Genomic DNA, 26,186 nt, shown 5'->3' with positions numbered 1-26,186 from the left:
TTATGCTGAGTATTCTCTGGAATCTGGCTGCATTCATCGTCGCACTGGGTGTGCTTATCACCGTGCATGAATTTGGTCATTTCTGGGTTGCCCGGCGCTGCGGTGTTCGTGTCGAGCGCTTTTCTATCGGTTTTGGGAAAGCGCTTTGGCGGCGTACCGATCGATACGGTACGGAATATGTGATCGCCATGATTCCCCTCGGCGGTTACGTCAAAATGCTGGATGAGCGCGCTGAGCCGGTTGTGCCGGAACTGCGCCACCACGCTTTCAACAATAAAACCGTGGGACAGCGGGCGGCGATTATCGCCGCAGGTCCGATTGCAAATTTTCTTTTCGCTATTTTTGCCTACTGGCTGGTTTTTATCATCGGCGTCCCTGGCGTTCGTCCGGTGGTTGGTGAAATAACACCCAACTCGATTGCCGCCCAGGCGCAAATTCTTCCTGGTACGGAACTTAAAGCCATTGATGGCATCGAAACCCCTGATTGGGATGCGGTGCGCTTACAGCTGGTGTCCAAAATCGGCGATGAGCGTACGACAATCAGCGTGGCGCCGTTCGGCAGTAATCAGCGCCAGGATAAAACGTTAGATTTGCGCCACTGGGCATTTGAGCCAGACAAAGAAGATCCTGTATCTTCTTTAGGGATTCGGCCGCGTGGTCCACAGATCGAACCGGTGCTGTCAGAAGTGCAGGCGAACTCCGCTGCAAGTAAGGCGGGTTTGCAAGCAGGCGACAGGATCGTTAAAGTCGATGGTCAGTCGTTAACGCAATGGATGACGTTTGTGACGCTTGTGCGCAACAATCCAGATAAGCCGTTAGCGCTGGAAATTGAAAGGCAGGGGAGTTCCTTGTCTTTGACGTTAATCCCGGATACAAAGCCGGTTAACGGAAAGGCAGAAGGTTTTGCGGGTGTTGTGCCTAAAATTATTCCTCTGCCGGATGAGTACAAGACTGTACGCCAGTATGGGCCATTCAGCGCCATCCTCGAAGCCACGGACAAGACGTGGCAGTTGATGAAGCTGACGGTCAGTATGCTGGGAAAATTGATAACCGGTGATGTGAAACTGAACAACCTCAGTGGGCCGATTTCTATCGCTCAGGGGGCTGGGATGTCAGCGGAATTTGGGGGCATTTATTACCTGATGTTTCTTGCGCTTATCAGCGTGAACTTAGGGATAATCAACCTGTTTCCGCTGCCCGTTCTTGACGGGGGGCATCTGCTGTTCCTGGCGATTGAAAAGCTGAAGGGCGGGCCGGTATCCGAGCGGGTTCAAGACTTTAGTTACCGCATTGGCGCGATTTTGCTGGTGTTGTTAATGGGGCTTGCACTTTTCAATGATTTCTCTCGGTTGTAAGAGAGTTAGTTAGGAAGAACGCATAATAACGATGGCGATGAAAAAGTTGCTCATAGCGTCGCTGCTGTTTAGCAGCGCCACCGTATACGGTGCTGAAGGGTTCGTGGTGAAGGACATTCATTTCGAAGGCCTACAGCGAGTCGCCGTTGGTGCGGCCCTCCTCAGTATGCCGGTGCGCACAGGCGACACGGTTAATGATGAAGATATCAGTAATACCATTCGTGCTCTGTTCGCCACTGGCAACTTCGAGGATGTCCGCGTCCTGCGCGATGGTGATACGCTTCTGGTTCAGGTAAAAGAACGTCCGACGATTGCCAGCATCACTTTCTCCGGTAACAAATCGGTGAAAGATGACATGCTGAAGCAGAACCTTGAGGCGTCTGGCGTGCGTGTTGGCGAATCACTGGATCGCACCACGCTCTCTGATATCGAAAAAGGACTGGAAGACTTCTACTACAGCGTTGGTAAATACAGCGCCAGCGTAAAAGCGGTCGTCACGCCGTTGCCGCGTAACCGTGTGGACCTCAAACTGGTGTTCCAGGAGGGTGTATCGGCGAAGATCCAACAGATCAATATCGTCGGCAACCATGCCTTCAGCACTGACGAACTCATTTCTCACTTCCAACTGCGCGACGAAGTGCCGTGGTGGAACGTCGTGGGCGATCGTAAATACCAGAAACAGAAACTGGCTGGCGACCTTGAGACGCTGCGCAGCTACTATCTGGATCGCGGTTATGCCCGTTTCAACATCGATTCGACGCAGGTCAGCCTGACGCCGGATAAGAAAGGCATCTACATCACCGTTAATATCACCGAAGGCGATCAGTACAAGCTTTCCGGTGTGCAGGTGAGCGGTAACCTGGCTGGACACTCCGCCGAGATTGAGAACCTGACGAAGATCGAACCAGGTGAACTCTATAACGGCACCAAAGTGACCAAAATGGAAGACGACATCAAGAAACTTCTTGGTCGTTATGGCTATGCCTACCCGCGCGTGCAGTCGCAGCCTGAAATCAACGATGCCGACAAAACCGTTAAATTACGTGTGAACGTTGATGCGGGTAACCGTTTCTACGTGCGTAAGATCCGTTTTGAAGGCAACGACACCTCGAAAGATTCCGTCCTGCGCCGCGAAATGCGCCAGATGGAAGGGGCATGGTTAGGCAGCGATCTGGTCGATCAGGGTAAAGAGCGTCTGAACCGTCTGGGTTACTTTGAAACCGTCGATACCGACACGCAGCGCGTTCCGGGCAGCCCGGACCAGGTTGACGTCGTCTATAAAGTGAAAGAGCGTAACACCGGTAGCTTTAACTTCGGTATTGGTTACGGCACAGAAAGCGGCGTGAGCTTCCAGGCGGGCGTTCAGCAGGACAACTGGTTAGGTACGGGTTATTCCGTGGGTATTAACGGGACCAAAAACGACTACCAGACCTATACTGAACTGTCTGTCACTAACCCATACTTCACCGTTGATGGCGTCAGCCTCGGCGGCCGTATCTTCTATAATGACTTCCAGGCAGATGATGCGGACCTGTCCGACTATACCAACAAAAGTTATGGTACGGACGTTACGCTGGGCTTCCCGATTAACGAGTACAACACGCTGCGTGCAGGTTTAGGTTATGTACATAACTCCCTGTCCAACATGCAGCCGCAGGTTGCCATGTGGCGTTACCTGAACTCGATGGGTGAATATCCGTCCAATACGAATGACCGCAACTCATTCAGTGCTAACGACTTCACCTTCAACTACGGTTGGACTTATAACAAGCTGGACCGTGGCTTCTTCCCGACGGAAGGTACGCGTGTCAACCTGAATGGTAAAGTGACCATCCCGGGCTCTGATAACGAATACTACAAAGCGACGCTGGATACCGCGACCTATGTGCCGATCGATGACGATCACAAATGGGTGGTTCTGGGTCGTACTCGTTGGGGTTATGGTGACGGTATTGGCGGCAAAGAGATGCCGTTCTATGAGAACTTCTATGCCGGTGGCTCAAGCACCGTGCGTGGCTTCCAGTCCAATACTATCGGTCCAAAAGCGGTGTACTACCCGGCGAGCAGCCGTCATGACGGTGATGACGACTACGATAACGATTGTAAGAGCACTGAAACTGCGCCATGTAAGTCTGATGACGCAGTAGGCGGTAACGCTATGGCTGTCGCCAGCCTCGAATTCATCACCCCGACGCCGTTTATTAGCGACAAGTACGCTAACTCGGTTCGTACCTCCTTCTTCTGGGACGTAGGTACTGTCTGGGATACGAACTGGGATTCGAACGCGTATGCCGGTTACCCGGACTACAGCGATCCGAGTAATATCCGTATGTCTGCTGGTATCGCATTACAATGGATGTCCCCATTGGGGCCGTTGGTCTTCTCCTACGCCCAGCCGTTCAAAAAGTACGATGGAGACAAATCGGAACAGTTCCAGTTTAACATTGGTAAGACCTGGTAATTGTTCTGTGCAAAGGAATGTAATGGTAGTGTAGCGATGACTTTTGGCGATCTCGTCTGAGATCGCCTGGCCACGCAAAGAACTGTGCCTGCGGGCACAAATGGGATGGTAAGGAGTTTATTGTGAAAAAGTGGTTATTAGCTGCAGGTCTCGGTTTAGCGATGGTAACGTCCGCACAGGCTGCTGACAAAATTGCGATCGTTAATATGGGTAGCCTGTTCCAACAGGTCGCACAGAAGACGGGTGTTTCTAACACGCTGGAAAACGAGTTCAAAGGCCGTGCCAGCGAATTGCAGCGTATGGAAACCGATCTGCAATCTAAAATGCAGCGTTTGCAGTCCATGAAAGCAGGTAGCGAACGTACTAAGCTGGAAAAAGACGTGATGGCTCAACGCCAGACTTTCTCTCAGAAAGCCCAGGCTTTTGAACAGGATCGCGCGCGTCGTTCCAACGAAGAACGTGGCAAACTGGTTACCCGTATCCAGACTGCTGTGAAATCCGTTGCTAACAGCCAGAGCATCGATCTGGTCGTTGATGCCAACACCGTTGCTTATAACAGCAGCGACGTGAAAGACATCACTGCTGACGTACTGAAACAGGTTAAATAAGTAATGCCTTCAATTCGACTGGCTGATTTAGCAGAGCAGTTGGATGCAGAATTACACGGTGATGGCGATATCGTCATCACCGGCGTTGCGTCCATGCAATCTGCGCAAACAGGCCACATCACGTTCATGGTGAATCCTAAATACCGTGAACACTTAGGCGTATGCCAGGCTTCTGCCGTTGTCATGACGCAGGACGATCTTCCTTTTGCTAAGAGTGCTGCGCTGGTAGTGAAGAACCCCTACCTGACGTATGCGCGAATGGCGCAAATTTTAGATACCACGCCGCAGCCTGCGCAGAATATTGCACCGAGTGCAGCGATCGATGCGACAGCGACGCTGGGTAACAATGTTTCAGTTGGCGCGAATGCGGTCATTGAGTCTGGCGTAGAACTGGGCGATAACGTGATTATCGGCGCAGGTTGCTTCGTCGGGAAAAACACAAAAATCGGTGCAGGTTCGCGTCTGTGGGCGAATGTAACGATTTACCACGACATTCAGATCGGTGAGAATTGTCTGATCCAGTCGAGCACTGTCGTCGGCGCAGACGGTTTTGGTTACGCTAACGATCGGGGTAACTGGGTGAAGATCCCGCAGCTTGGCCGCGTCATTATTGGCGATCGTGTTGAGATCGGCGCCTGTACGACGATTGACCGTGGCGCGCTGGATGACACAGTGATCGGCAACGGCGTTATCATTGATAACCAGTGCCAGATTGCACATAACGTTGTGATTGGCGACAATACGGCGGTTGCCGGTGGCGTCATTATGGCGGGCAGCCTGAAGATTGGCCGTTACTGCATGATTGGCGGGGCCAGCGTGATTAACGGGCATATGGAAATATGCGATAAAGTCACGGTGACGGGTATGGGGATGGTCATGCGTCCTATCACTGAGCCTGGCGTCTATTCTTCAGGCATTCCGTTGCAGCCTAACAAAGTATGGCGTAAAACCGCTGCACTGGTGATGAACATTGATGATATGAGCAAGCGTCTCAAAGCGATTGAGCGCAAGGTTAATCAACAAGACTAGCGTTCCACCTGTAGTGCCATCCTTTTACGGCCTGTCACATTCATATGATTGCGGCAGGCCGTGTTATTATTGCCTTTTAGTATATTTGGACAGGAAGAGTATTTTGACTACTAACACTCATACTCTGCATATTGAAGAGATTTTAGAACTTCTGCCGCACCGTTTTCCGTTTTTGCTGGTTGACCGTGTGCTGGACTTTGAAGAAGGTCGTTTTCTGCGCGCAGTGAAGAATGTCTCCGTAAATGAGCCTTTCTTCCAGGGCCATTTCCCGGGTAAACCGATTTTTCCGGGTGTGCTGATTCTGGAAGCGATGGCGCAGGCAACAGGGATTCTGGCGTTTAAAAGCGTTGGAAAACTGGAGCCGGGTGAACTGTATTACTTCGCGGGTATTGACGAAGCGCGCTTTAAGCGTCCTGTCGTGCCTGGCGATCAGATGATCATGGAAGTGACTTTCGAGAAAACGCGCCGTGGCCTGACCCGCTTTAAAGGGGTTGCTCTGGTCGATGGCAAAGTCGTGTGCGAAGCAACCATGATGTGTGCTCGTAGCCGGGAGGCCTGATACGTGATTGATAAATCCGCCTTTATTCATCCAACCGCCATTGTGGAAGACGGCGCCTGTATTGGCGCTAATGTTCATATTGGTCCTTTTTGTATTGTTGGACCCCATGTCGAAATTGGTGAGGGTACCGTACTGAAGTCTCACGTTGTCGTGAATGGCCATACAAAAATTGGTCGCGATAACGAGATTTATCAGTTCGCCTCCATCGGTGAAGTAAACCAGGATCTGAAATATGCTGGCGAACCGACCCGTGTGGAAATTGGCGATCGTAACCGCATTCGCGAAAGCGTCACCATTCATCGTGGCACAGTGCAGGGTGGTGGGTTGACGAAGGTGGGCAGCGATAACTTACTGATGATCAATGCCCATGTGGCGCACGATTGTACAGTAGGCAACCGCTGTATTCTGGCCAATAACGCTACGCTTGCGGGCCACGTTTCGCTGGATGATTTTGTCATCATCGGCGGCATGACCGCAGTGCACCAGTTCTGCACCATTGGCGCGCATGTGATGGTTGGCGGCTGTTCTGGCGTTGCTCAGGACGTTCCGCCGTACGTTATTGCTCAGGGCAATCACGCGACGCCGTTTGGCGTCAACATCGAAGGGCTGAAGCGTCGCGGTTTCACCCGCGAAGCGATCACCGCGATCCGCAACGCCTATAAAGCGTTGTACCGCAGCGGCAAAACGCTGGATGAAGCTAAACCGGAAATTGCCGAGCTGGCGAAGCAGTACCCGGAAGTGCAACTCTTTAGCGATTTCTTTGCCCGCTCAACGCGCGGTCTGATTCGTTAATGGCGGAACAGCGTCCCTTAACGATAGCCCTGGTCGCCGGAGAAACCTCCGGCGATATTCTTGGTGCAGGCTTAATTCGCGCGCTGAAGGCGCGCGTGCCCAACGCGCGTTTCGTCGGCGTGGCGGGGCCGCGTATGCAGGCTGAGGGCTGCGAAGCCTGGTATGAGATGGAAGAGCTGGCGGTAATGGGCATTGTTGAAGTGCTTGGTCGCCTGCGTCGCTTATTGCATATTCGTGCCGATTTGACCCGCCGCTTTACCGAGCTTCAGCCGGATGTTTTTGTCGGCATTGATGCGCCGGACTTCAATATCACCCTTGAAGGCAACCTGAAAAAGCAGGGCATAAAAACCATCCATTATGTCAGTCCGTCCGTCTGGGCGTGGCGACAGAAACGTGTTTTCAAAATAGGCAGATCCACCAATATGGTGCTGGCTTTTCTGCCTTTCGAAAAAGCGTTTTACGACAAGTTTAACGTGCCATGCCGTTTTATCGGGCATACGATGGCGGACGCTATGCCGCTGGACCCGGATAAAAACGCCGCGCGTGATGTGCTGGGAATCTCGCATGATGCACACTGCCTGGCGCTACTGCCCGGTAGCCGTGGCGCGGAAGTGGAGATGCTCAGCGCGGATTTCCTGAAAACCGCGCAGCTGCTGCGTCAGACCTATCCTGACCTTGAAGTTGTCGTACCGCTGGTGAACGCCAAACGCCGCGAGCAGTTCGAGCGCATTAAAGCTGAGGTTGCGCCGGAGCTTTCCGTGCATCTGCTCGACGGAATGGGACGTGAAGCGATGGTGGCCAGCGACGCCGCATTGCTGGCGTCTGGTACGGCGGCGCTGGAGTGTATGCTGGCGAAATGCCCGATGGTGGTGGGGTATCGGATGAAACCCTTTACCTTCTGGCTGGCGAAGCGCCTGGTAAAGACCGATTATGTTTCGCTGCCTAATCTGCTGGCGGGAAGAGAATTAGTCAAAGAGCTGTTGCAGGAAGAGTGTGAGCCGCATGCGCTTGCAGAGGCCTTGCTGCCGCTGCTGGCGAATGGCAAAACCAGCCATGCGATGCATGACACCTTCCGCGAGTTGCACCAGCAAATCCGTTGCAATGCCGATGAGCAAGCGGCGGACGCTGTCCTGGAGTTAGCACAATGATCGAATTTGTTTATCCGCATACGCAGTTGGTCGCGGGTGTGGATGAGGTTGGACGCGGCCCGCTGGTCGGCGCGGTGGTGACGGCCGCTGTGATCCTCGATCCGGCTCGCCCAATCGTGGGTCTCAATGATTCCAAGAAGCTCTCAGAAAAGCGCCGTCTGGCGCTGTATGATGAAATCAAAGAAAAAGCGTTAAGCTGGAGTCTGGGACGCGCGGAACCTCATGAAATTGATGAGCTGAATATTTTGCACGCCACGATGCTGGCGATGCAGCGCGCCGTTGCCGGTTTGCATATTGCGCCGGAATATGTGCTGATTGACGGCAACCGCTGTCCGGCACTGCCCGTGCCCTCTATGGCGGTGGTGAAAGGCGACAGCCGTGTGGCGGAGATCAGCGCGGCATCTATTATTGCGAAAGTGACGCGCGATGCCGAAATGGCGGCGCTGGACGGTATTTTCCCACAGTATGGTTTTGCCCAGCACAAAGGGTATCCGACCGCTTTTCATCTGGCGGCGCTTGCTGAACATGGTGCGACGGAGCATCATCGACGTAGTTTTGCTCCTGTCAAACGCGCCCTGGGACTTGCGTCCTGATTCTTGTGTCGAGATTAAGTAAACGGGAATCTGAAGATGTCTGAACCACGTTTCGTCCACCTGCGGGTGCACAGCGACTACTCCATGATCGATGGGCTGGCGAAAACCGGGCCGCTGGTAAAAAAGGCGGCCGCGTTAGGCATGCCTGCGCTGGCGATCACCGATTTTACCAACCTTTGCGGTCTGGTGAAGTTCTACGGAACGGGCCACGGCGCAGGGATTAAGCCCATTGTCGGCGCTGATTTCCATGTTCGCGGCACTCCGCTGGGAGATGAACTTTGCCAGTTGACCGTGCTGGCGGCAAATAATACGGGCTATCAGAATCTTACTCTGTTGATCTCAAAAGCCTATCAGCGTGGCTACGGCGCAGAAGGGCCGGTGATCGACAGGGAATGGCTGACTGAATTAAAAGACGGTCTGATTTTGCTTTCCGGTGGCCGGATGGGCGATGTGGGCCGCAGTTTGTTGCGCGGCAACAGTGCGCTGGTGGACGAATGCGTCGCCTTCTATGAAGAACATTTCTCCGACCGCTACTATCTGGAGCTGATCCGCACGGGTCGGCAGGATGAGGAAACGTATCTGCATGCGGCGGTTGAACTGGCGGAAACGCGTGGCTTGCCGGTTGTCGCAACGAATGATGTCCGCTTTATTAACAGCGAGGACTTTGACGCGCACGAAATCCGCGTGGCTATTCACGATGGTTTTACGCTCGACGATCCTAAACGCCCGCGTAACTACTCGCCGCAGCAATATATGCGTAGCGAAGACGAGATGTGCGAGCTGTTCTCCGACATCCCGGAAGCGCTGGAAAACAGCGTTGAGATAGCCAAACGCTGTAACGTGACCGTCCGTCTGGGCGAATACTTCCTGCCGCAGTTTCCGACGGGCGACATGACCACCGAAGACTTCCTGGTCAAGAAATCGAAAGAGGGTCTGGAAGAACGTCTCGAATTCCTGTTCCCTGACGAAGCGGTGCGTAAAGAGAAGCGTCCCCCCTATGACGAACGTCTGGACATTGAACTTCAGGTTATTAACCAGATGGGGTTCCCAGGCTACTTCCTCATCGTGATGGAGTTTATCCAGTGGTCGAAAGATAACGGCGTACCGGTAGGGCCGGGGCGCGGTTCCGGTGCGGGGTCGCTGGTGGCCTATGCGCTGAAAATTACCGACCTTGATCCGCTGGAATTCGACCTGCTGTTCGAACGTTTCCTTAACCCGGAACGTGTCTCCATGCCTGACTTCGACGTTGACTTCTGTATGGAGAAACGCGACCAGGTTATCGAACACGTAGCGGATATGTACGGCCGTGATGCGGTATCTCAGATTATTACCTTCGGTACGATGGCGGCGAAAGCGGTTATCCGCGATGTGGGGCGCGTGCTGGGGCACCCATATGGTTTCGTGGATCGTATCTCGAAGCTGGTGCCGCCTGACCCAGGCATGACGCTGGCGAAAGCGTTTGAGGCGGAACCGCAACTGCCGGAAATTTACGAGGCGGATGAGGAAGTTAAAGCGCTGATCGATATGGCGCGCAAGCTGGAAGGCGTCACGCGTAACGCCGGTAAGCACGCCGGTGGCGTGGTTATCGCGCCGACCAAAATCACCGATTTTGCGCCGCTGTACTGTGATGAGGCCGGTCAGCACCCGGTAACGCAGTTTGATAAAAACGACGTGGAATACGCCGGGCTGGTCAAATTCGACTTCCTGGGGCTGCGCACGCTCACCATCATTAACTGGGCGCTGGAGATGATCAACGCCCGCCGCGAGAAGAATGGCGAACCGCCGTTGGATATCGCGGCGATCCCGCTGGATGACAAGAAAAGTTTCGACATGCTGCAACGCTCGGAAACCACGGCGGTCTTCCAGCTTGAATCCCGCGGCATGAAAGATCTGATTAAGCGTCTGCAACCTGACTGCTTCGAAGATATGATCGCGCTGGTGGCGTTGTTCCGCCCCGGCCCGTTGCAGTCGGGTATGGTGGATAACTTCATCGACCGTAAGCATGGCCGTGAAGAGATTTCCTATCCAGACGTGCAATGGCAGCATGAAAGCCTGAAACCCGTACTGGAGCCGACCTACGGCATCATCCTGTACCAGGAACAGGTTATGCAGATTGCCCAGGTGCTTTCCGGTTACACCCTTGGCGGCGCGGATATGCTGCGTCGTGCGATGGGTAAGAAAAAGCCGGAAGAGATGGCGAAACAGCGTTCCGTCTTTGAAGAGGGCGCCAGAAAGAACGGCATCGACGGCGAGCTGGCGATAAAAATCTTCGACCTGGTGGAAAAGTTCGCCGGGTACGGGTTTAACAAATCGCACTCTGCCGCCTATGCGCTGGTGTCTTACCAGACGCTGTGGCTGAAAGCGCACTACCCGGCAGAGTTTATGGCGGCGGTAATGACCGCCGATATGGACAACACCGAAAAAGTGGTCGGTCTGGTGGATGAATGCTGGCGCATGGGGCTTAAAATCCTGCCGCCGGATATCAACTCAGGACTGTATCACTTCCACGTTAACGACGACGGCGAAATTGTTTACGGCATCGGCGCGATCAAAGGCGTGGGTGAAGGCCCGATTGAAGCTATCATCGAGGCGCGCAATAAAGACGGTTACTTCCGCGAGCTGTTTGATTTATGCGCCCGCACGGACACGAAAAAGCTCAACCGCCGGGTACTGGAAAAACTGATTATGTCCGGGGCGTTTGACCGCCTTGGGCCGCACCGTGCCGCGCTGATGAACTCGCTGGGCGACGCGCTGAAAGCCGCCGATCAGCATGCCAAAGCGGAAGCGATCGGGCAGGCGGATATGTTTGGCGTACTGGCGGAAGAGCCGGAACAAATTGAACAATCCTATGCCAGCTGCCAGCCGTGGCCGGAACAGGTGGTGCTGGACGGGGAACGTGAAACGTTGGGGCTTTACCTGACGGGACACCCTATCAATCAGTATTTAAAAGAAATTGAGCGCTATGTCGGAGGCTACCGGCTGAAAGACATGCATCCGACAGAACGTGGTAAAGTCACCACGGCTGCGGGGCTCGTGATTGCTGCAAGGGTTATGGTCACCAAGCGCGGCAATCGTATCGGCATCTGTACGCTGGATGACCGCTCTGGACGTCTGGAAGTTATGCTGTTTACCGACGCTCTGGATAAATATCAGCAATTGCTGGAAAAAGACCGCATACTTATCGTCAGCGGACAGGTCAGCTTTGATGACTTCAGCGGCGGGCTTAAAATGATGGCCCGTGAAGTCATGGATATTGACGAAGCCCGGGAAAAATATGCTCGCGGGCTTGCTATCTCGCTGACGGACAGGCAAATTGATGACCAGCTTTTAAACCGACTCCGTCAGTCTCTGGAACCCCACCGCTCGGGGACAATTCCAGTACATCTCTACTATCAGAGGGCGGATGCACGCGCGCGGTTGCGTTTTGGCGCGACGTGGCGTGTCTCTCCGAGCGATCGTTTGCTAAACGATCTCCGTGGCCTCATTGGTTCGGAGCAGGTGGAACTGGAGTTTGACTAATACAGGAATACTATGAGTCTGAATTTCCTTGATTTTGAACAGCCGATTGCAGAGCTGGAAGCGAAAATCGATTCTCTGACAGCGGTAAGCCGCCAGGACGAGAAACTGGATATTAATATCGATGAAGAAGTGCATCGTCTGCGTGAAAAAAGCGTAGAACTGACGCGCAAAATCTTTGCCGATCTTGGCGCATGGCAGGTTGCTCAACTGGCGCGCCATCCGCAACGTCCATACACCCTGGATTATGTTCGCCTGGCGTTTGATGAATTTGACGAACTGGCGGGCGATCGCGCCTATGCGGATGATAAAGCTATCGTCGGCGGCATCGCGCGTCTGGATGGTCGTCCAGTGATGATTATTGGTCATCAGAAAGGCCGTGAAACGAAAGAGAAAATCCGTCGTAACTTCGGCATGCCGGCACCTGAAGGGTACCGCAAAGCGCTGCGTCTGATGGAAATGGCTGAGCGTTTCAACATGCCGATCATTACCTTTATCGACACCCCTGGCGCTTACCCTGGCGTGGGCGCGGAAGAACGCGGTCAGTCTGAAGCGATCGCACGTAACCTGCGTGAAATGTCACGCCTGAGCGTACCGGTGATTTGTACCGTTATCGGCGAAGGGGGTTCCGGCGGCGCGCTGGCGATTGGCGTGGGCGATAAAGTGAATATGTTGCAGTACAGCACCTATTCCGTTATCTCCCCGGAAGGCTGTGCGTCCATTCTGTGGAAAAGCGCGGACAAAGCGCCGCTGGCCGCAGAAGCGATGGGTATTATCGCGCCGCGCCTGAAAGAGCTGAAGCTGATTGATTCCATCATTCAGGAACCGCTGGGTGGCGCGCACCGTAACCCGGAAGCGATGGCGGCTTCTCTGAAAGCGCAACTGCTGGCCGACCTGGCCGATCTCGATGTGTTGAGCAAAGACGATTTGAAAAACCGTCGTTATCAGCGCCTGATGAGCTACGGCTACGCGTAAACATCATCAATGCCCGATGGCGCTTGCGCTTATCGGACATGGAGTAAAAAGGGTCACATTTTGTGGCCCTTTTTTTTACCTGCGGTTTGACCAGGCTATGATTAGCTAAGGTTTTTCCAGGAGGAACGCATGAATATCATTGCCATCATGGGGCCGCATGGCGTTTTTTATAAAGACGAACCCATCAAGGAACTTGAGCTTGCCCTACAGTCGCAGGGGTTTCAGATTATCTGGCCGCAAAATAGCGTCGATCTGCTGAAATTCATTGAACACAATCCGCGAATCTGTGGCGTCATTTTTGACTGGGATGAGTACAGCCTCGATTTGTGTAGCGATATCAACCAGCTAAATGAATACCTGCCGTTGTATGCGTTTATCAATACGCATTCGACGATGGATGTCAGCGTGCATGATATGCGTATGGCACTGTGGTTTTTTGAATACGCGCTCGGCCAGTCAGAAGATATTGCAACCCGCATCCGCCAGTATACGAATGAATACCTTGATAACATCACGCCGCCGTTCACCCGGGCGCTGTTTACCTATGTGAAGGAAGGGAAGTATACCTTCTGTACGCCGGGGCATATGGCGGGAACGGCTTACCAGAAAAGCCCGATTGGCTGCCTGTTTTATGACTTCTTCGGGGGGAATACGCTAAAAGCGGATGTGTCTATTTCCGTGACCGAACTGGGGTCGCTGCTGGACCATACCGGGCCGCACCTGGAGGCGGAAGAGTATATTGCCCGCACCTTCGGCGCCGAGCAGAGTTATATGGTGACCAACGGCACCTCCACATCGAACAAAATTGTCGGCATGTACGCGGCGCCGTCGGGCAGCACGCTGCTGATTGACCGCAACTGCCATAAATCTCTCGCGCACCTGTTGATGATGAGCGATGTGGTGCCCCTCTGGCTGAAACCCACGCGCAACGCACTCGGTATTCTGGGGGGCATTCCTAAGCGTGAATTTACGCGTGAGAGTATTGAACATAAGGTTTCGGAGACGGCGCAGGCGCAGTGGCCGGTACATGCGGTTATCACCAACTCGACCTATGACGGCCTGCTGTACAACACCAACTGGATTAAACAAACGCTGGATGTCCCTTCGATCCATTTCGACTCGGCCTGGGTGCCCTATACCCATTTTCACCCGATTTATCAGGGGAAAAGCGGGATGAGCGGCGAGCGGGTGCCGGGAAAAGTCATCTTCGAAACGCAGTCGACGCATAAAATGCTGGCGGCGCTGTCTCAGGCATCGCTTATTCACATTAAAGGGGATTACGATGAAGATACCTTTAATGAAGCGTTTATGATGCACACCTCAACATCGCCAAGCTATCCCATTGTGGCGTCGATTGAGACGGCTGCGGCAATGCTGCGTGGCAATCCGGGTAAACGATTGATCAATCGCTCCGTGGAGCGGGCGCTTCATTTTCGCAAAGAGGTACAGCGGCTGCGCGAAGAGTCAGAAGGCTGGTTCTTTGATATCTGGCAACCGGAAGAGGTGGATGAAGCGGAATGCTGGCCCGTTGCGCCCGGCGAGGAGTGGCACGGTTTTACCGATGCGGATGCCGACCATATGTTTCTCGATCCGGTGAAAGTCACCATTTTGACGCCCGGTATGGATGAGCAGGGCAACATGAGCGAGGAGGGGATCCCCGCCGCGCTGGTGGCGAAGTTCCTTGATGAGCGCGGCGTGGTGGTAGAAAAAACCGGGCCTTATAACCTGCTGTTCCTGTTCAGTATTGGTATTGATAAAACCCGGGCGATGGGATTGCTGCGCGGCCTGACGGAGTTTAAACGCGCTTACGATCTTAATCTGCGCGTTAAAAATATGCTGCCGGATCTGTACGCCGAAGATCCCGATTTTTATCGTAATATGCGGATTCAGGATCTGGCACAGGGTATCCATAAACTGATCCGCCAGCACGATCTTTCCGGGTTGATGTTACGGGCGTTCGACACATTGCCCGAAATGAAAATGACGCCGCATCAGGCCTGGCAGAGGCAGATAAAAGGCGAAGTGGAGACCATCGCGATTGATCAACTGGTGGGGCGTATTTCCGCCAGTATGGTGCTGCCGTATCCGCCTGGCGTGCCGTTGCTGATGCCGGGGGAGATGATCACCGAAGCGAGCCGTGCGGTACTCGATTTTCTGCTGATGCTGTGTTCCATCGGCCACCATTACCCTGGCTTTGAGACCGATATTCATGGCGCAAAACAGGATGAGGATGGTGTTTACCGAGTGAGAGTCTTAAAAACGGCATGATGGCTTGCCCTCGCGACGGCAAGGCGGGTAACGTGCTGATAACACATTAAGGAGACGCTATGCTGGGATTAAAACAGGTTCACCATATTGCGATTATCGCGACGGATTATGCGGCGAGCAAAACGTTTTATTGTGACGTACTGGGCTTCACGCTGTTGAGTGAAGCGTACCGGGAAGAACGTGATTCCTGGAAAGGCGACCTGGCGTTAAACGGGCAATATGTGATTGAGCTTTTTTCTTTTCCCTTCCCGCCTACGCGACCGAGCCGACCGGAGGCCTGCGGTCTGCGGCATCTGGCGTTCAGCGTGGAAGACGTAGACAAAGCGGTAGCGCATCTGGAGGCGAACAACGTTAAATGCGAGCCGGTTCGCGTTGACCCGTTTACGAATAAACGTTTTACCTTTTTCAACGATCCAGACGGACTGCCGCTCGAACTGTATGAGCAGTAAAGCTTGTCATCACGGTTTCTGCCCGGTAACGTGCCGGGCAGTGCCACAGTTAAGCAATGATCATGACAACACTCACCCTGAACGCCTCACTCCTGCCATACCGCCAGATTCTGGTGGCCTTTAGCGGTGGGCTGGATTCTACCGTACTGCTGCATCAACTGGTGCAATGGCGAGAACAGCAGCCTGATGTCACGCTGCGCGCCATCCATATTCATCATGGGTTAAGCTCCCATGCCGATAGCTGGGTGACGCATTGCGAGACAGTGTGCCAGCAGTGGCAGGTGCCGCTGGTTGTCCGACGAGTGCAGCTTCAGGATGAGGGGCTGGGTATTGAGGCTCAGGCGCGCCAGGCGCGATACGCGGCCTTTGCGCAGGTGCTGCATCCCGGTGAAGTCCTGGTCACGGCCCAGCATCTTGACGATCAATGTGAAACGTTTCTGCTGGCGTTGAAGCGCGGCAGCGGCCCGGCGGGATTGTCCGCTATGGGGGAACGCTCGTCGTTTGCCGGAACGCAGCTGATCCGCCCGCTACTTGGGGAAACCCGTGCGGCGCTGGAGCAGTGGGCAAAACGCTATGCGCTGCGCTGGATTGAGGATGAAAGCAATCAGGATGATGCCTACGATCGTAATTTCCTGCGCCTTAGGGTGCTGCCGCTGCTGCAACAACGCTGGCCACATTTTGCTGAAGCGACTGCCCGTAGCGCCGCGCTTTGCGCAGAACAGGAGCGCCTGCTGGATGAGCTTCTGGCAGAGGATTTAGCGGGCTGTATCACCGCTGATGGAGCATTGCAGTTAGCGCCGTTAATGGCGATGAGCGCCCCGCGACGTGCTGCGCTATTGCGCCGCTGGCTGGCCGCGAAGCATGCGCCGATGCCTTCCCGCGACGGGCTGGAACGTATCTGGCAGGAGGTGGCGCTGGCGCGTGAGGACGCCGCTCCCTGTTTGCGCTTTGGCGAGTACGACATTCGCCGTTATCAGTCACAGCTATGGTGGATAAAATCCGTTACCGGCCAAAGCGCGACGGTGATCCCGTGGTCATCGTGGCAAACACCGTTATCGCTGCCCGTTGGACTTGGGACGGTGCGGCTCGTTCCAGGAGGCGACCTGCGCATGCCGCGTGCCGACGAGCCAGTTAGCATACGCTTTAAGGCATCTGGGTTACTGCATATTATCGGGCGCAATGGCGGGCGTAAGCTAAAGAAAATCTGGCAGGAGCTGGGCGTACCGCCCTGGCGGCGGGATACCACGCCGCTGCTGTTTTATGGCGAGACGTTGATTGCTGCCGCAGGTATTTTTGTTACCTGTGATGGTCTGGCGGAGGAGGGAGCAGGCGTCAGGCTGGAATGGAAGGAAGAGACGTCGTCATCACGTAATGCCTGATGGCGCTGCGCTTATCAGGCCTACGTATAGTATGGAAAGTAGGCCGGATAAGGTGCTTGCACCGCCATCCGGCAACAAAAGAATCAGGATTCGCTGACGATTACAGTACCGATTTTTGGATGACTGAAGCTGGTAATTTTGTCCAGACGCAGCTCGCGTGTTTCACCGGCGACATCCGCGATCAGATATTCCACGTTTTTGCGCGACACCAGATCGTTGGCTTTCGCCTGTAAAACTTCTCCATCCTTAAGTTCCAGCGTCAGTAACAGATGATGCTGGCAGGCGAGCTCAAGATTGTCGTAATCATCGCAGTTGATGGGTTGATACGTTTCATTCATTGACATAATCGCTCACCAGTAAGTTCGCGGCAGCATATGCCGCCTTTTCCCTGACCGACTCTGAAAGGGCATCGTCTGTTGCCACTTCATTAAGCACTTTCAATACACAACCCAGCGCATCCGGGACATACCCTAAGTCTCCGCTGGCGATTTCCGCATACCGCTTGCGTATTAACTCACAATATTTTTCCACATGCCCTCCTGTCAGCACTCTGACTTAACCGTGGATGCAAGTCTAAGCCTACGAAGATAAACTCTGTTTAGCAAGGTGACTATAACATACCCATCCAGGCAATATCAGCAGGTTGACGGCGCAGGTATACGACATCCGTTAACAGCCTTTTGACGCAGATTTCGCTACAATGTGTCCCTGATTCGAAAGGAGTTCTCTCATGGCGCTTAAAGCGACGATTTATAAAGCCGTAGTCAATGTGGCGGATCTTGACCGCAACCAGTTTCTTGACGCGGCATTGACGCTGGCGCGTCACCCTTCTGAAACGCAGGAGCGCATGATGCTGCGCCTGCTGGCCTGGATTAAATATGCCGATGAGCGCCTACAGTTCACGCGTGGTCTGAGCGCAGAAGATGAGCCTGAGGCATGGCTGCGTAACGACCATCTGGGGATTGATTTATGGGTTGAGCTGGGGCTGCCGGATGAGCGCCGCATTAAGAAAGCCTGTACCCAGGCTGCGGAGGTTGCGCTGTTTGCCTATAATAGTCGTGCCGCGCAAATCTGGTGGCAGCAGAACCAGAGTAAATGCGCGCAGTACGCTAACCTGTCCGTGTGGTATCTGGATGATGAGCAACTGGCGAAACTGAGTGATTTTGCCGGCCGAACCATGACGTTGCAGGCAACGATTCAGGATGGCGCCATCTGGCTGTCGGATTCTCAGAATAATCTGGAAATTCATCTGACTGCATGGCAACAGCCTTCATGATTGTCATCTCCCGAAATGTCTCGATTCCCGACAATGAGCTGGAAATCACAGCCATTCGTGCGCAGGGAGCGGGTGGACAGCACGTTAATAAGACCTCAACGGCTATCCATTTGCGCTTTGACATTCGGGCCTCTGGCCTGCCAGAGTATTATAAGGAACGTTTGTTGGCTGCCAGCCATCACCTTATTAGCAGCGATGGCGTCATTATTATTAAGGCGCAGGAGTATCGCAGCCAGGAGCTCAACCGGGAGGCGGCTATCGCCCGGCTGGTGGCAGTCATCAAAGAATTAACCGCAGTGCAAAAAAGCCGACGGGCAACCCGCCCTACGCGCGCGTCGAAAGAACGCAGGTTGTCATCGAAGGCACAAAAATCCACAGTGAAGGCGCTTCGCGGTAGAGTTCGTCGTCCTCAGGAGTGACGAGCGGGGATAACATTTCATAAGGAATTTATGGTGAAAACAGCGATATTGTCAGTAGCGGCAGCATGCACGCTCTTTGCCTTGATCGGATGTAATAATCGTACTGAAGTGGAGGCATTACAGCCGACGCAGACGGCAGAATTAAAACCGATGCAGCAAAGCTGGCGTGGCGTATTGCCTTGCGCAGACTGTGAAGGGATCGAAACCTCTTTGTTCCTGGAAAAAGATGGAACATGGGTGATGAATGAACGTTATCAGGGCGTTCGTGAAGAACCCTCTTCGTTTGCCTCGTATGGCACCTGGGCGCGTACAGCCGATAAACTGGTATTGACCGACAGCAAAGGCGAGAAGTCTTACTATCGTGCGAAAGGCGACGCTCTGGAAATGCTTGATCGTGAAGGTAATCCGATTGAATCGCAGTTTAATTACACGCTTGAGTCGGTGTCTGCCAGTTTGCCCGTAACGCCAATGCCGGTGCGCGGCATGTATTTCTATATGGCGGATGCGGCGACCTTTACCGATTGCGCTACCGGGAAACGCATGCCGGTGGCGAACAATGCTCAGCTGGAACGTGATTATCTGGCGGCACGAGGCGCTGCGGAAAAACCGGTATTATTAACGGTGGAAGGTCACTTTACGCAGGAAGCCAACCCGGATACGGGCGCGCAGGTAAAAACGCTGGTGGCCGATAAAGAGATTAAATTCGTTCCTGGACAGGATTGTTCCAGCAAGTAATTGCGGGATCGACCCCGTCTGGACATTAAAAAACCCCGCATCAGCGGGGTTTTTTGTGTTTAGCCTTTGATGGCTTTCACCAGGAAATCGACGATCTCGCCAGTTTTAATCAACTGCTTCTCGCCGTTACGACGGTATTTGTATTCAATATCGTCGTTGTCCAGGTTACGGTCGCCCAGCACGATAGTGTGCGGGATGCCGATCAGTTCCATATCCGCGAACATGACGCCCGGACGCTCTTTACGGTCATCCATCAGCACTTCGATGCCTTGTGTGCGCAGTTCACCGTACAGTTTTTCTGCCAGTTCCTGCACCCGGAAGGACTTGTGCATATTCATCGGCAGAATGGCAACCTGGAATGGCGCGATGGCGTCAGGCCATACAATACCGCGTTCGTCGTAGTTCTGCTCAATCGCCGCCGCCACCACGCGCGTTACCCCGATACCGTAGCAACCCATCGTCAGGATCTGGTTACGACCATCTTCACCCTGTACGGAGGCTTTCAGCGCTTCGGAATACTTGGTGCCCAGCTGGAAGATATGACCCACTTCGATGCCGCGTTTAATCAGCAGCGTGCCCTGGCCGTCCGGGCTTGGATCGCCTGCCACGACGTTACGGATATCAGCGACTTCTGGCGTCGCGACATCGCGATCCCAGTTGATGCCGAAGTAGTGCTTACCGTCGATGTTGGCGCCTGCCGCGAAATCGCTCATTACTGCAACGGTACGGTCGATCACCACCGGAACCGGCATATTTACCGGGCCGAGAGAACCCGGGCCGGCTTTCACCAGCGCACGAATCTCTTCTTCTGTGGCGAAGGTCAGCGGGCTGGCAACCTGCGGCAGTTTTTCCGCTTTCACTTCGTTCAGTTCGTGATCGCCACGTACCAGCAGAGCAACCAGCGGGTAGCTGCTTCCTTCGACCGCTTTCACCAGCAGCGTTTTGACGGTTTTCTCAATCGGCAGATTGAACTGCTCAACCAGCTCCGCGATGGTTTTCGCGTTTGGCGTATCAACCAGCGTCATCTCCTGGCTGGCTGCCGCGCGCGGCGCTTTCGGCGCAACGGCTTCGGCGAACTCAATGTTAGCCGCGTAGTCAGAAGAATCAGAGAAGATCACATCATCTTCACCGCTTTGCGCCAGTACCTGGAACTCGTGGGATGCGTTACCGCCGATAGACCCCGTGTCTGCCTGTACCGCGCGGAAATCCAGGCCCATACGGCTGAAGATTTTGCTGTAAGCGGCATACATCGCGTCGTAAGTTTCCTGTAGCGATTCCTGAGAGGTATGGAAAGAGTAGGCGTCTTTCATCAGGAACTCGCGGGAACGCATTACGCCGAAACGCGGACGTACTTCGTCACGGAATTTGGTCTGGATCTGGAAGAAGTTCAGCGGCAGCTGTTTGTAAGAGCTGAGTTCGTTACGAATCAGGTCGGTGATAACTTCTTCGTGAGTCGGGCCGAGTACGAACGGACGCTCGCCACGGTCAACAAAACGCAGCAGTTCCGGGCCGTACTGTTCCCAACGACCACTCTCTTGCCACAGGTCGGCAGGCTGAACCACTGGCATTGACACCTCGATGGCACCGGCGTTATTCATCTCTTCACGCACGATGTTTTCGACTTTTTTCAGGACGCGCAGGCCAGTCGGCAGCCAGGTATATAACCCGGAGGCGAGCTTGCGGATCATCCCGGCGCGCAGCATCAGCTGATGGCTGATAACCTCGGCGTCGGCAGGTGTCTCCTTCAGAGTGGAGAGCAGATATTGGCTAGTACGCATGTTGTTACGGTTCCAGTTGGACGATCGAACAGGCTCAACGCGAGCCTGACACAAAAAAAGTGATTTAGTTTACCAGCGAGAAAGGGATGTCAAAAGAGAAGGGCGTGAAATTAGCGGGGTTCCAGCGCAAAGACTTCAAAACCCTCTTCGGTGACGCGCCAGCGCACGTTGAAATCGTGCAGCCAGACGGCGTACGTTTTACCTGTCTCTTCACCTTTACGATAGGCGGGACGCGGATCTTGCGCCAGCACTTCGCCGATAAATGTTTTCAGTTGCGGGTAACGTTGTTCAAGCCGTGAAAGCTGTTGGTCAATGTCGGCCGTGAAGCTGACGTGCATCTCTGCCACAGGCGCCTGTTGCGCGTAGCTGGCCGTTGCGTCCGGTAATGACTCGGCAAACGGCAGGTAGGGTTTGATATCAATAACCGGCGTGCCATCAACCAGATCCAGACTGCCCAGCTTCAGGATGACTTTCTCTTTCTGACAGACAATCTCTTTCAATTCAACCAGCGACATGCCGACAGGGTTAGGGCGAAAGGTGGAACGGGTCGCGAAGACGCCCATCCGGGCATTGCCGCCGAGACGGGGAGGGCGAACCGTCGGGCGCCATCCGCCAGCCATCGTCTGATGAAAGACGAAGATCACCCACAAATGGCTGAATGCTTCCAGACCGCGAACGGCATCGGCCTGATTATAGGGCGCAACAAGATGCAGTTCGCCGTCGGCGCTTTTTACCAGACCTGGCTGGCGCGGGACGGCGAACTTTTCTTTATAGGGGGAGCGAATAACGCCTATTTGCTCGAACTGAAAACTGCTCATTTAGCCGAGATGTTAAGGGCGGAACCGATGCAAACAGCCTGACGGTAGCAGCCTGGCGTTCCACTGGTGACTTCGCAGCTGTGCAGCAGTACAGCATTCGCCTTCATTTTAGAGGCGTTAATCTGCATGCGTTTACGTGCCGTCGGGATGCTCGGCGGGGAATCCTGATTAGATGCCTGGCAGGAGTCACCGCTGACTTCGCCAAGATCGCGGAACGGTTTACCCACTAACTCTTCGGCGTTGGTGTAAATTCGGACCGGTGCGGCACGCGGCGCTTTCGGTTTTTCCGACTCCGCTTTTGGCGGGGTTGCGGTGCTTTGAACGGGTTCAACAGGGGATCTGCTTAGCATGGAACAACCGCCCAGCATGAGTGCCAATAAACAGATCGGTAAAGCACGCATAATATTTCCTCAATGAATGATCTAATCGTCAGATATTGAATCAGGAGCTTGCATAAATGACAAGACGGGCAAGCGCCCGTCCTGAATGATATTACAGATTGTGGAAACCGCCTAAAAATTACCAGCCTTTAACAGCACCGCCGTTGAAGACTTTATTCGCGGCTTCGTAGACTTCGTCAGACTGATAAGCCTGAACGAATTTCTTCACGTTCTCTGCGTCTTTATTGTCTTCACGCGTTACGATCAGGTTAACGTACGGGGAATCTTTATCTTCCACGAAGATACCGTCTTTTGCCGGCGTCAGGTCAATCTGGCTGGCGTAAGTGGTGTTAATCACGGCCAGAGCAATTTGCGCATCGTCCAGAGAGCGCGGCAGTTGCGGTGCTTCCAGCTCAACAATTTTCAGGTTCTTCGGGTTTTCGGTCACGTCCAGAACGGTCGGCAGCAGGCCAACGCCATCTTTCAGTTTGATTAATCCTACTTTCTGCAACAGCAGCAGTGAACGACCAAGGTTAGTCGGATCGTTTGGTACGGCTACCTGAGAACCATCCTGTAGCTCATCAAGTGATTTGATTTTTTTGGAATAACCGGCAATCGGATAAACAAAGGTATTGCCAACGGCAACCAGCTTATAACCGCGATCTTTGATCTGCTGATCCAGGTACGGCTTGTGCTGGAAAGCGTTCGCGTCGATATCGCCTTTGCTTAACGCTTCGTTCGGTAATACGTAGTCGTTGAACGTCACCAGCTCAACATCCAGACCGTATTTTTCTTTCGCTACTTTTTGCGCGACTTCCGCAACCTGCTGTTCAGCGCCGACAATCACGCCCACTTTGATGTGGTTCGGATCTTTTTCATCCTGGCCGCAACCCACAAGTGCCAGAGAACCAATCAGGGCTCCCACTGCCGCAAAGGTTTTAAATTTGAACGCCATGCTTATTTCCTTAATGAGTCATTTGTGTTGTGTTTAATGTTACTTGTGCGTCACTGCCCGAACGATGCGATCGCCGGATAACTGAATTAAATAAACCAGAACGACCAGTAATACCAGCACCGTATTCATCACGGTAGCATTGTAGCCAATGTAACCATACTGATAGCCAATCTGACCGAGTCCGCCAGCGCCAACGGCGCCGCCCATAGCAGAGTAGCCCACCAGAGTGATCAGGGTAATGGTTGCGGCATTGACCAGACCCGGTAATGCTTCCGGCAGCAGCACCTTACGCACGATTTGCAGCGGCGTGGCCCCCATCGCACGGGAGGCTTCGATCAATCCGGTTGGGATTTCCAGCAATGCGTTTTCCACCATGCGGGCGATAAACGGCGCGGCGCCGACGGTTAACGGCACAATCGCCGCCTGCAAACCGATGGAGGTGCCGACAATCACACGGGTAAACGGAATCATCCATACCAGTAAGATAATGAACGGGATTGAACGGAAGATATTGACGACCGCAGAGAGTGTGCGGTAGAGCTTCGCGTTTTCAATAATTTGCCCTGGACGCGTAACGTACAGCAGTACGCCAACCGGCAGACCAATAACAAAACCAAAAAAGCCGGATACAAAAGTCATTGCCAGCGTTTCCCAGACGCCGCGCGCCAGTAACCACATCATCGCCTCAGACATAACCCAGTACCTCTACTTTCACATGGTGTTCCTGCAACCAGGCAATTGCGGCTTGCGTCTCTTCTTGCGTGCCGTGCATTTCCGTCAGCATGATGCCGAACTTCACGCCGCCTGCGTAATCCATCTGCGCGCTAATAATGTTGTTGTTCACATTGAAGCGGCGGGCCGTCTCAGACAGCAGCGGGGCGTCTACGGATTGTCCGGTAAATTCCATACGCAGCATGGGGACGCTGTCCGCATACGGCTCTGCTTTTAAACGTTCCAGATAATCTTCCGGGATATCCAGATGCAACGTGGACTGGATAAACTTCTGCGCCAGCGGCGTCTTTGGATGGGAGAACACTTCGCTGACCGTATCCTGCTCAATCAGCTCTCCGTTACTGATAACTGCGACACAATCGCAAATGCGCTTAACCACATCCATCTCATGAGTAATAAGAAGAATGGTCAGGCCAAGGCGACGGTTAATATCTTTCAGCAGTTCCAGAATCGAACGGGTCGTAGCCGGATCGAGGGCGCTGGTGGCCTCGTCGCACAGCAGGACTTTGGGATTGCTGGCTAATGCGCGAGCAATCGCTACACGCTGTTTCTGGCCGCCGGAAAGGTTGGCCGGGTAGCTGTCGTGCTTATCGCCGAGCCCTACCAGATCCAACAGCTCTGTGACGCGGCGTTTAATCTCGTCTTTCGGCGTATTGTCCAGTTCCAGCGGCAACGCCACGTTGCCAAAAACGGTACGTGAAGCTAACAGGTTAAAATGCTGGAAAATCATGCCAATCTGGCGACGGGCTTTCGTCAACTCAGATTCAGAAAGGGTGGTCAGCTCCTGGCCGCCAACCAATACGCTCCCTTCCGTGGGACGTTCCAGCAGATTCACACAGCGAATGAGTGTGCTTTTACCGGCGCCGGAGGCGCCAATAACGCCATAAATTTGTCCGGCAGGGACATGCAGGCTGACGTTGTTCAGCGCCTGAATGGTGCGAGTCCCCTGTTGGAACACTTTGGTGATATTCGAAAGTTTAATCATTGATTATTTATTATCGTAATTAAGTTAGCCGTGGCATTTTCTTCTGCCTGATACGGTCGAAGCCGTCAACAAAATGGATGTTAAGGCATCCAGACGTCTAAATCAATCAGGCTTTCGATGATGAGCACTTTCTTGCTCGCTGAAACATGCGATACTAACGGCACATGCCTTATTCAGGAGCTATAAAAGGTGGCAAAGTCCGTACCCGCAATTTTCCTCGACCGTGATGGCACTATTAATGTGGATCATGGTTACGTACATGAAATCGATGAGTTCGAGTTTATTGAAGGCGTCATTGACGCGATGCGTGAACTGAAAAAGATGGGCTTTGCGCTTGTCGTTGTTACCAACCAGTCTGGTATTGCGCGCGGTAAATTTACGGAAGCGCAGTTCGAGACGCTGACCGAATGGATGGACTGGTCGCTGGCAGACCGCGATGTCGATCTGGATGGCATCTATTATTGTCCGCATCATCCGCAGGGCAGCGTAGAAGAGTTCCGTCAGGCGTGTGATTGTCGTAAACCGCATTCGGGGATGCTTATCTCTGCGCGTGATTTTCTGCACATTGATATGGCCGCGTCTTATATGGTGGGTGACAAAATAGAAGATATGCAGGCGGCGGCAGCGGCAAATGTTGGTACGAAAGTATTGGTACGCACCGGCAAGCCCGTTACGCCTGAAGCAGAAAATGCGGCAGATTGGGTGTTAAATAGCCTTGCTGACCTGCCATCGGCGATAAGAAAGCAGCAAAAATAAGCGTTATGATTAAAAGATGAGCGGTTGAGATAAAAATGCATTTTTCCGCTTGTCTTCCTGAGACGACCCCCTATAATGCGCCTCCATCGACACGGCGGATGTGAATCACTTCACACAAACAGCCGGTTGATTAAAGAGAGAAATCCTGAAATTCAGGGTTGACTCTGAAAGAGGAAAGCGTAATATACGCCACCTCGCGACAGAGCGCTAAAGCGCGTCG

The 26,186-nt window shown here is 53.6% G+C and carries 25 protein-coding genes; 17 read left to right on the top strand and 8 right to left on the bottom strand.

The features are described from left to right. The first annotated feature begins 2 nt into the window (after positions 1 to 2). From rseP to tilS, 13 genes are all read left to right on the top strand, one after another. Positions 3 to 1,355, top strand: coding sequence for a sigma E protease regulator RseP (gene rseP / locus OGY62_RS18095; protein ID WP_012133981.1), 1,353 nt, complete (start codon positions 3 to 5; stop codon positions 1,353 to 1,355). 31 nt (positions 1,356 to 1,386) lie between these two features. Continuing rightward, positions 1,387 to 3,816, top strand: coding sequence for an outer membrane protein assembly factor BamA (gene bamA, locus OGY62_RS18090; protein ID WP_012133980.1), 2,430 nt, complete (start codon positions 1,387 to 1,389; stop codon positions 3,814 to 3,816). A gap of 122 nt (positions 3,817 to 3,938) precedes the next feature. Next, positions 3,939 to 4,424 carry a molecular chaperone Skp gene (gene skp, locus OGY62_RS18085; protein ID WP_024130685.1) on the top strand — a complete coding sequence of 162 codons (486 nt, stop codon included), beginning with the start codon at positions 3,939 to 3,941 and terminating at the stop codon, positions 4,422 to 4,424. Positions 4,425 to 4,427: 3 nt separating this feature from the next. Further along, complete coding sequence (gene lpxD, locus OGY62_RS18080) at positions 4,428 to 5,453, top strand: UDP-3-O-(3-hydroxymyristoyl)glucosamine N-acyltransferase (RefSeq protein ID WP_012133978.1); 1,026 nt, start codon at positions 4,428 to 4,430, stop codon at positions 5,451 to 5,453. Between the two features lie 103 nt (positions 5,454 to 5,556). Continuing rightward, positions 5,557 to 6,012 carry a 3-hydroxyacyl-ACP dehydratase FabZ gene (gene fabZ / locus OGY62_RS18075; RefSeq protein WP_003018528.1) on the top strand — a complete coding sequence of 152 codons (456 nt, stop codon included), beginning with the start codon at positions 5,557 to 5,559 and terminating at the stop codon, positions 6,010 to 6,012. Positions 6,013 to 6,015: 3 nt separating this feature from the next. Next, a complete protein-coding gene (gene lpxA / locus OGY62_RS18070) occupies positions 6,016 to 6,804 on the top strand; it encodes an acyl-ACP--UDP-N-acetylglucosamine O-acyltransferase (RefSeq protein ID WP_024130684.1) in 789 nt (262 codons plus the stop codon). Beyond that, positions 6,804 to 7,952, top strand: a complete 1,149-nt coding sequence (gene lpxB / locus OGY62_RS18065; RefSeq protein ID WP_012133975.1) for a lipid-A-disaccharide synthase — start codon at positions 6,804 to 6,806, stop codon at positions 7,950 to 7,952. Before lpxA ends, lpxB begins: the two co-directional genes overlap by 1 nt. Beyond that, complete coding sequence (gene rnhB, locus OGY62_RS18060) at positions 7,949 to 8,545, top strand: ribonuclease HII (RefSeq protein WP_012133974.1); 597 nt, start codon at positions 7,949 to 7,951, stop codon at positions 8,543 to 8,545. Before lpxB ends, rnhB begins: the two co-directional genes overlap by 4 nt. 36 nt (positions 8,546 to 8,581) lie before the next feature. Beyond that, complete coding sequence (dnaE, locus tag OGY62_RS18055) at positions 8,582 to 12,064, top strand: DNA polymerase III subunit alpha (RefSeq protein WP_024130683.1); 3,483 nt, start codon at positions 8,582 to 8,584, stop codon at positions 12,062 to 12,064. Positions 12,065 to 12,076: 12 nt separating this feature from the next. Further along, the gene (accA, locus tag OGY62_RS18050; protein WP_012133972.1) at positions 12,077 to 13,036 is read left to right on the top strand and encodes an acetyl-CoA carboxylase carboxyl transferase subunit alpha; all 960 of its coding nucleotides are present in this window, start codon (positions 12,077 to 12,079) and stop codon (positions 13,034 to 13,036) included. A gap of 129 nt (positions 13,037 to 13,165) precedes the next feature. After that, positions 13,166 to 15,304 carry a lysine decarboxylase LdcC gene (gene ldcC / locus OGY62_RS18045; protein ID WP_012133971.1) on the top strand — a complete coding sequence of 713 codons (2,139 nt, stop codon included), beginning with the start codon at positions 13,166 to 13,168 and terminating at the stop codon, positions 15,302 to 15,304. Positions 15,305 to 15,363: 59 nt separating this feature from the next. After that, on the top strand, positions 15,364 to 15,753 hold the full coding sequence (locus OGY62_RS18040) for a VOC family protein (RefSeq protein WP_286460377.1): 390 nt from the start codon (positions 15,364 to 15,366) through the stop codon (positions 15,751 to 15,753). 62 nt (positions 15,754 to 15,815) lie between these two features. Next, on the top strand, positions 15,816 to 17,132 hold the full coding sequence (gene tilS, locus OGY62_RS18035) for a tRNA lysidine(34) synthetase TilS (protein WP_286460376.1): 1,317 nt from the start codon (positions 15,816 to 15,818) through the stop codon (positions 17,130 to 17,132). An 83-nt stretch (positions 17,133 to 17,215) separates the two neighbouring features. On the opposite strand, the gene rof is transcribed toward tilS, so the two are convergent. Further along, positions 17,216 to 17,476, bottom strand: coding sequence for a Rho-binding antiterminator (rof, locus tag OGY62_RS18030; protein WP_047458793.1), 261 nt, complete (start codon positions 17,474 to 17,476; stop codon positions 17,216 to 17,218). Next, positions 17,463 to 17,663, bottom strand: a complete 201-nt coding sequence (locus OGY62_RS18025; protein ID WP_200097061.1) for a YaeP family protein — start codon at positions 17,661 to 17,663, stop codon at positions 17,463 to 17,465. Before OGY62_RS18025 ends, rof begins: the two co-directional genes overlap by 14 nt. Positions 17,664 to 17,862: 199 nt before the next feature. Here OGY62_RS18025 and OGY62_RS18020 point away from each other — a divergent pair, with 199 nt between their 5' ends. From OGY62_RS18020 to nlpE, 3 genes are read left to right on the top strand one after another with little or no spacing between them, the layout of a single operon-like run. Next, positions 17,863 to 18,408 carry a YaeQ family protein gene (locus tag OGY62_RS18020; RefSeq protein WP_047458789.1) on the top strand — a complete coding sequence of 182 codons (546 nt, stop codon included), beginning with the start codon at positions 17,863 to 17,865 and terminating at the stop codon, positions 18,406 to 18,408. Next, a complete protein-coding gene (arfB, locus tag OGY62_RS18015) occupies positions 18,405 to 18,827 on the top strand; it encodes an alternative ribosome rescue aminoacyl-tRNA hydrolase ArfB (RefSeq protein ID WP_012133965.1) in 423 nt (140 codons plus the stop codon). The genes OGY62_RS18020 and arfB overlap by 4 nt, the downstream gene beginning before the upstream one ends. 30 nt (positions 18,828 to 18,857) lie before the next feature. After that, entirely contained in the window at positions 18,858 to 19,562 is a 705-nt protein-coding gene (gene nlpE, locus OGY62_RS18010) for an envelope stress response activation lipoprotein NlpE (protein ID WP_012133964.1), read from the top strand. A gap of 59 nt (positions 19,563 to 19,621) precedes the next feature. Here the strand turns inward: nlpE and proS are convergent, their stop codons facing one another. The 6 genes from proS to metN all read right to left on the bottom strand — a co-directional run bounded on the left by proS (position 19,622) and on the right by metN (position 25,210). Continuing rightward, positions 19,622 to 21,340 carry a proline--tRNA ligase gene (proS, locus tag OGY62_RS18005; RefSeq protein WP_286460375.1) on the bottom strand — a complete coding sequence of 573 codons (1,719 nt, stop codon included), beginning with the start codon at positions 21,338 to 21,340 and terminating at the stop codon, positions 19,622 to 19,624. A gap of 110 nt (positions 21,341 to 21,450) precedes the next feature. Continuing rightward, complete coding sequence (gene tsaA, locus OGY62_RS18000) at positions 21,451 to 22,158, bottom strand: tRNA (N6-threonylcarbamoyladenosine(37)-N6)-methyltransferase TrmO (protein ID WP_058668596.1); 708 nt, start codon at positions 22,156 to 22,158, stop codon at positions 21,451 to 21,453. After that, on the bottom strand, positions 22,155 to 22,559 hold the full coding sequence (gene rcsF / locus OGY62_RS17995) for an envelope stress sensor lipoprotein RcsF (RefSeq protein WP_012133960.1): 405 nt from the start codon (positions 22,557 to 22,559) through the stop codon (positions 22,155 to 22,157). Before rcsF ends, tsaA begins: the two co-directional genes overlap by 4 nt. A 118-nt stretch (positions 22,560 to 22,677) precedes the next feature. Further along, entirely contained in the window at positions 22,678 to 23,493 is an 816-nt protein-coding gene (gene metQ, locus OGY62_RS17990) for a methionine ABC transporter substrate-binding lipoprotein MetQ (RefSeq protein ID WP_012133959.1), read from the bottom strand. A gap of 39 nt (positions 23,494 to 23,532) precedes the next feature. After that, positions 23,533 to 24,186 (bottom strand): methionine ABC transporter permease MetI, encoded by a 654-nt coding sequence (locus OGY62_RS17985; RefSeq protein ID WP_012133958.1) that lies wholly within the window; start codon positions 24,184 to 24,186, stop codon positions 23,533 to 23,535. Further along, positions 24,179 to 25,210, bottom strand: a complete 1,032-nt coding sequence (metN, locus tag OGY62_RS17980) for a methionine ABC transporter ATP-binding protein MetN (protein ID WP_012133957.1) — start codon at positions 25,208 to 25,210, stop codon at positions 24,179 to 24,181. The genes OGY62_RS17985 and metN overlap by 8 nt, the downstream gene beginning before the upstream one ends. Positions 25,211 to 25,399: 189 nt before the next feature. Here metN and gmhB point away from each other — a divergent pair, with 189 nt between their 5' ends. Beyond that, on the top strand, positions 25,400 to 25,966 hold the full coding sequence (gene gmhB / locus OGY62_RS17975; protein WP_286460374.1) for a D-glycero-beta-D-manno-heptose 1,7-bisphosphate 7-phosphatase: 567 nt from the start codon (positions 25,400 to 25,402) through the stop codon (positions 25,964 to 25,966). Positions 25,967 to 26,186: the final 220 nt, after the last annotated feature.

The sequence above is a fragment of the Citrobacter sp. CK198 genome (assembly GCF_030333295.1).
Lineage (GTDB): Bacteria > Pseudomonadota > Gammaproteobacteria > Enterobacterales > Enterobacteriaceae > Citrobacter_B > Citrobacter_B koseri.
Note: the sequence above shows the minus strand (reverse complement) of the source record. Positions and strands in the feature narration are given on the sequence as shown.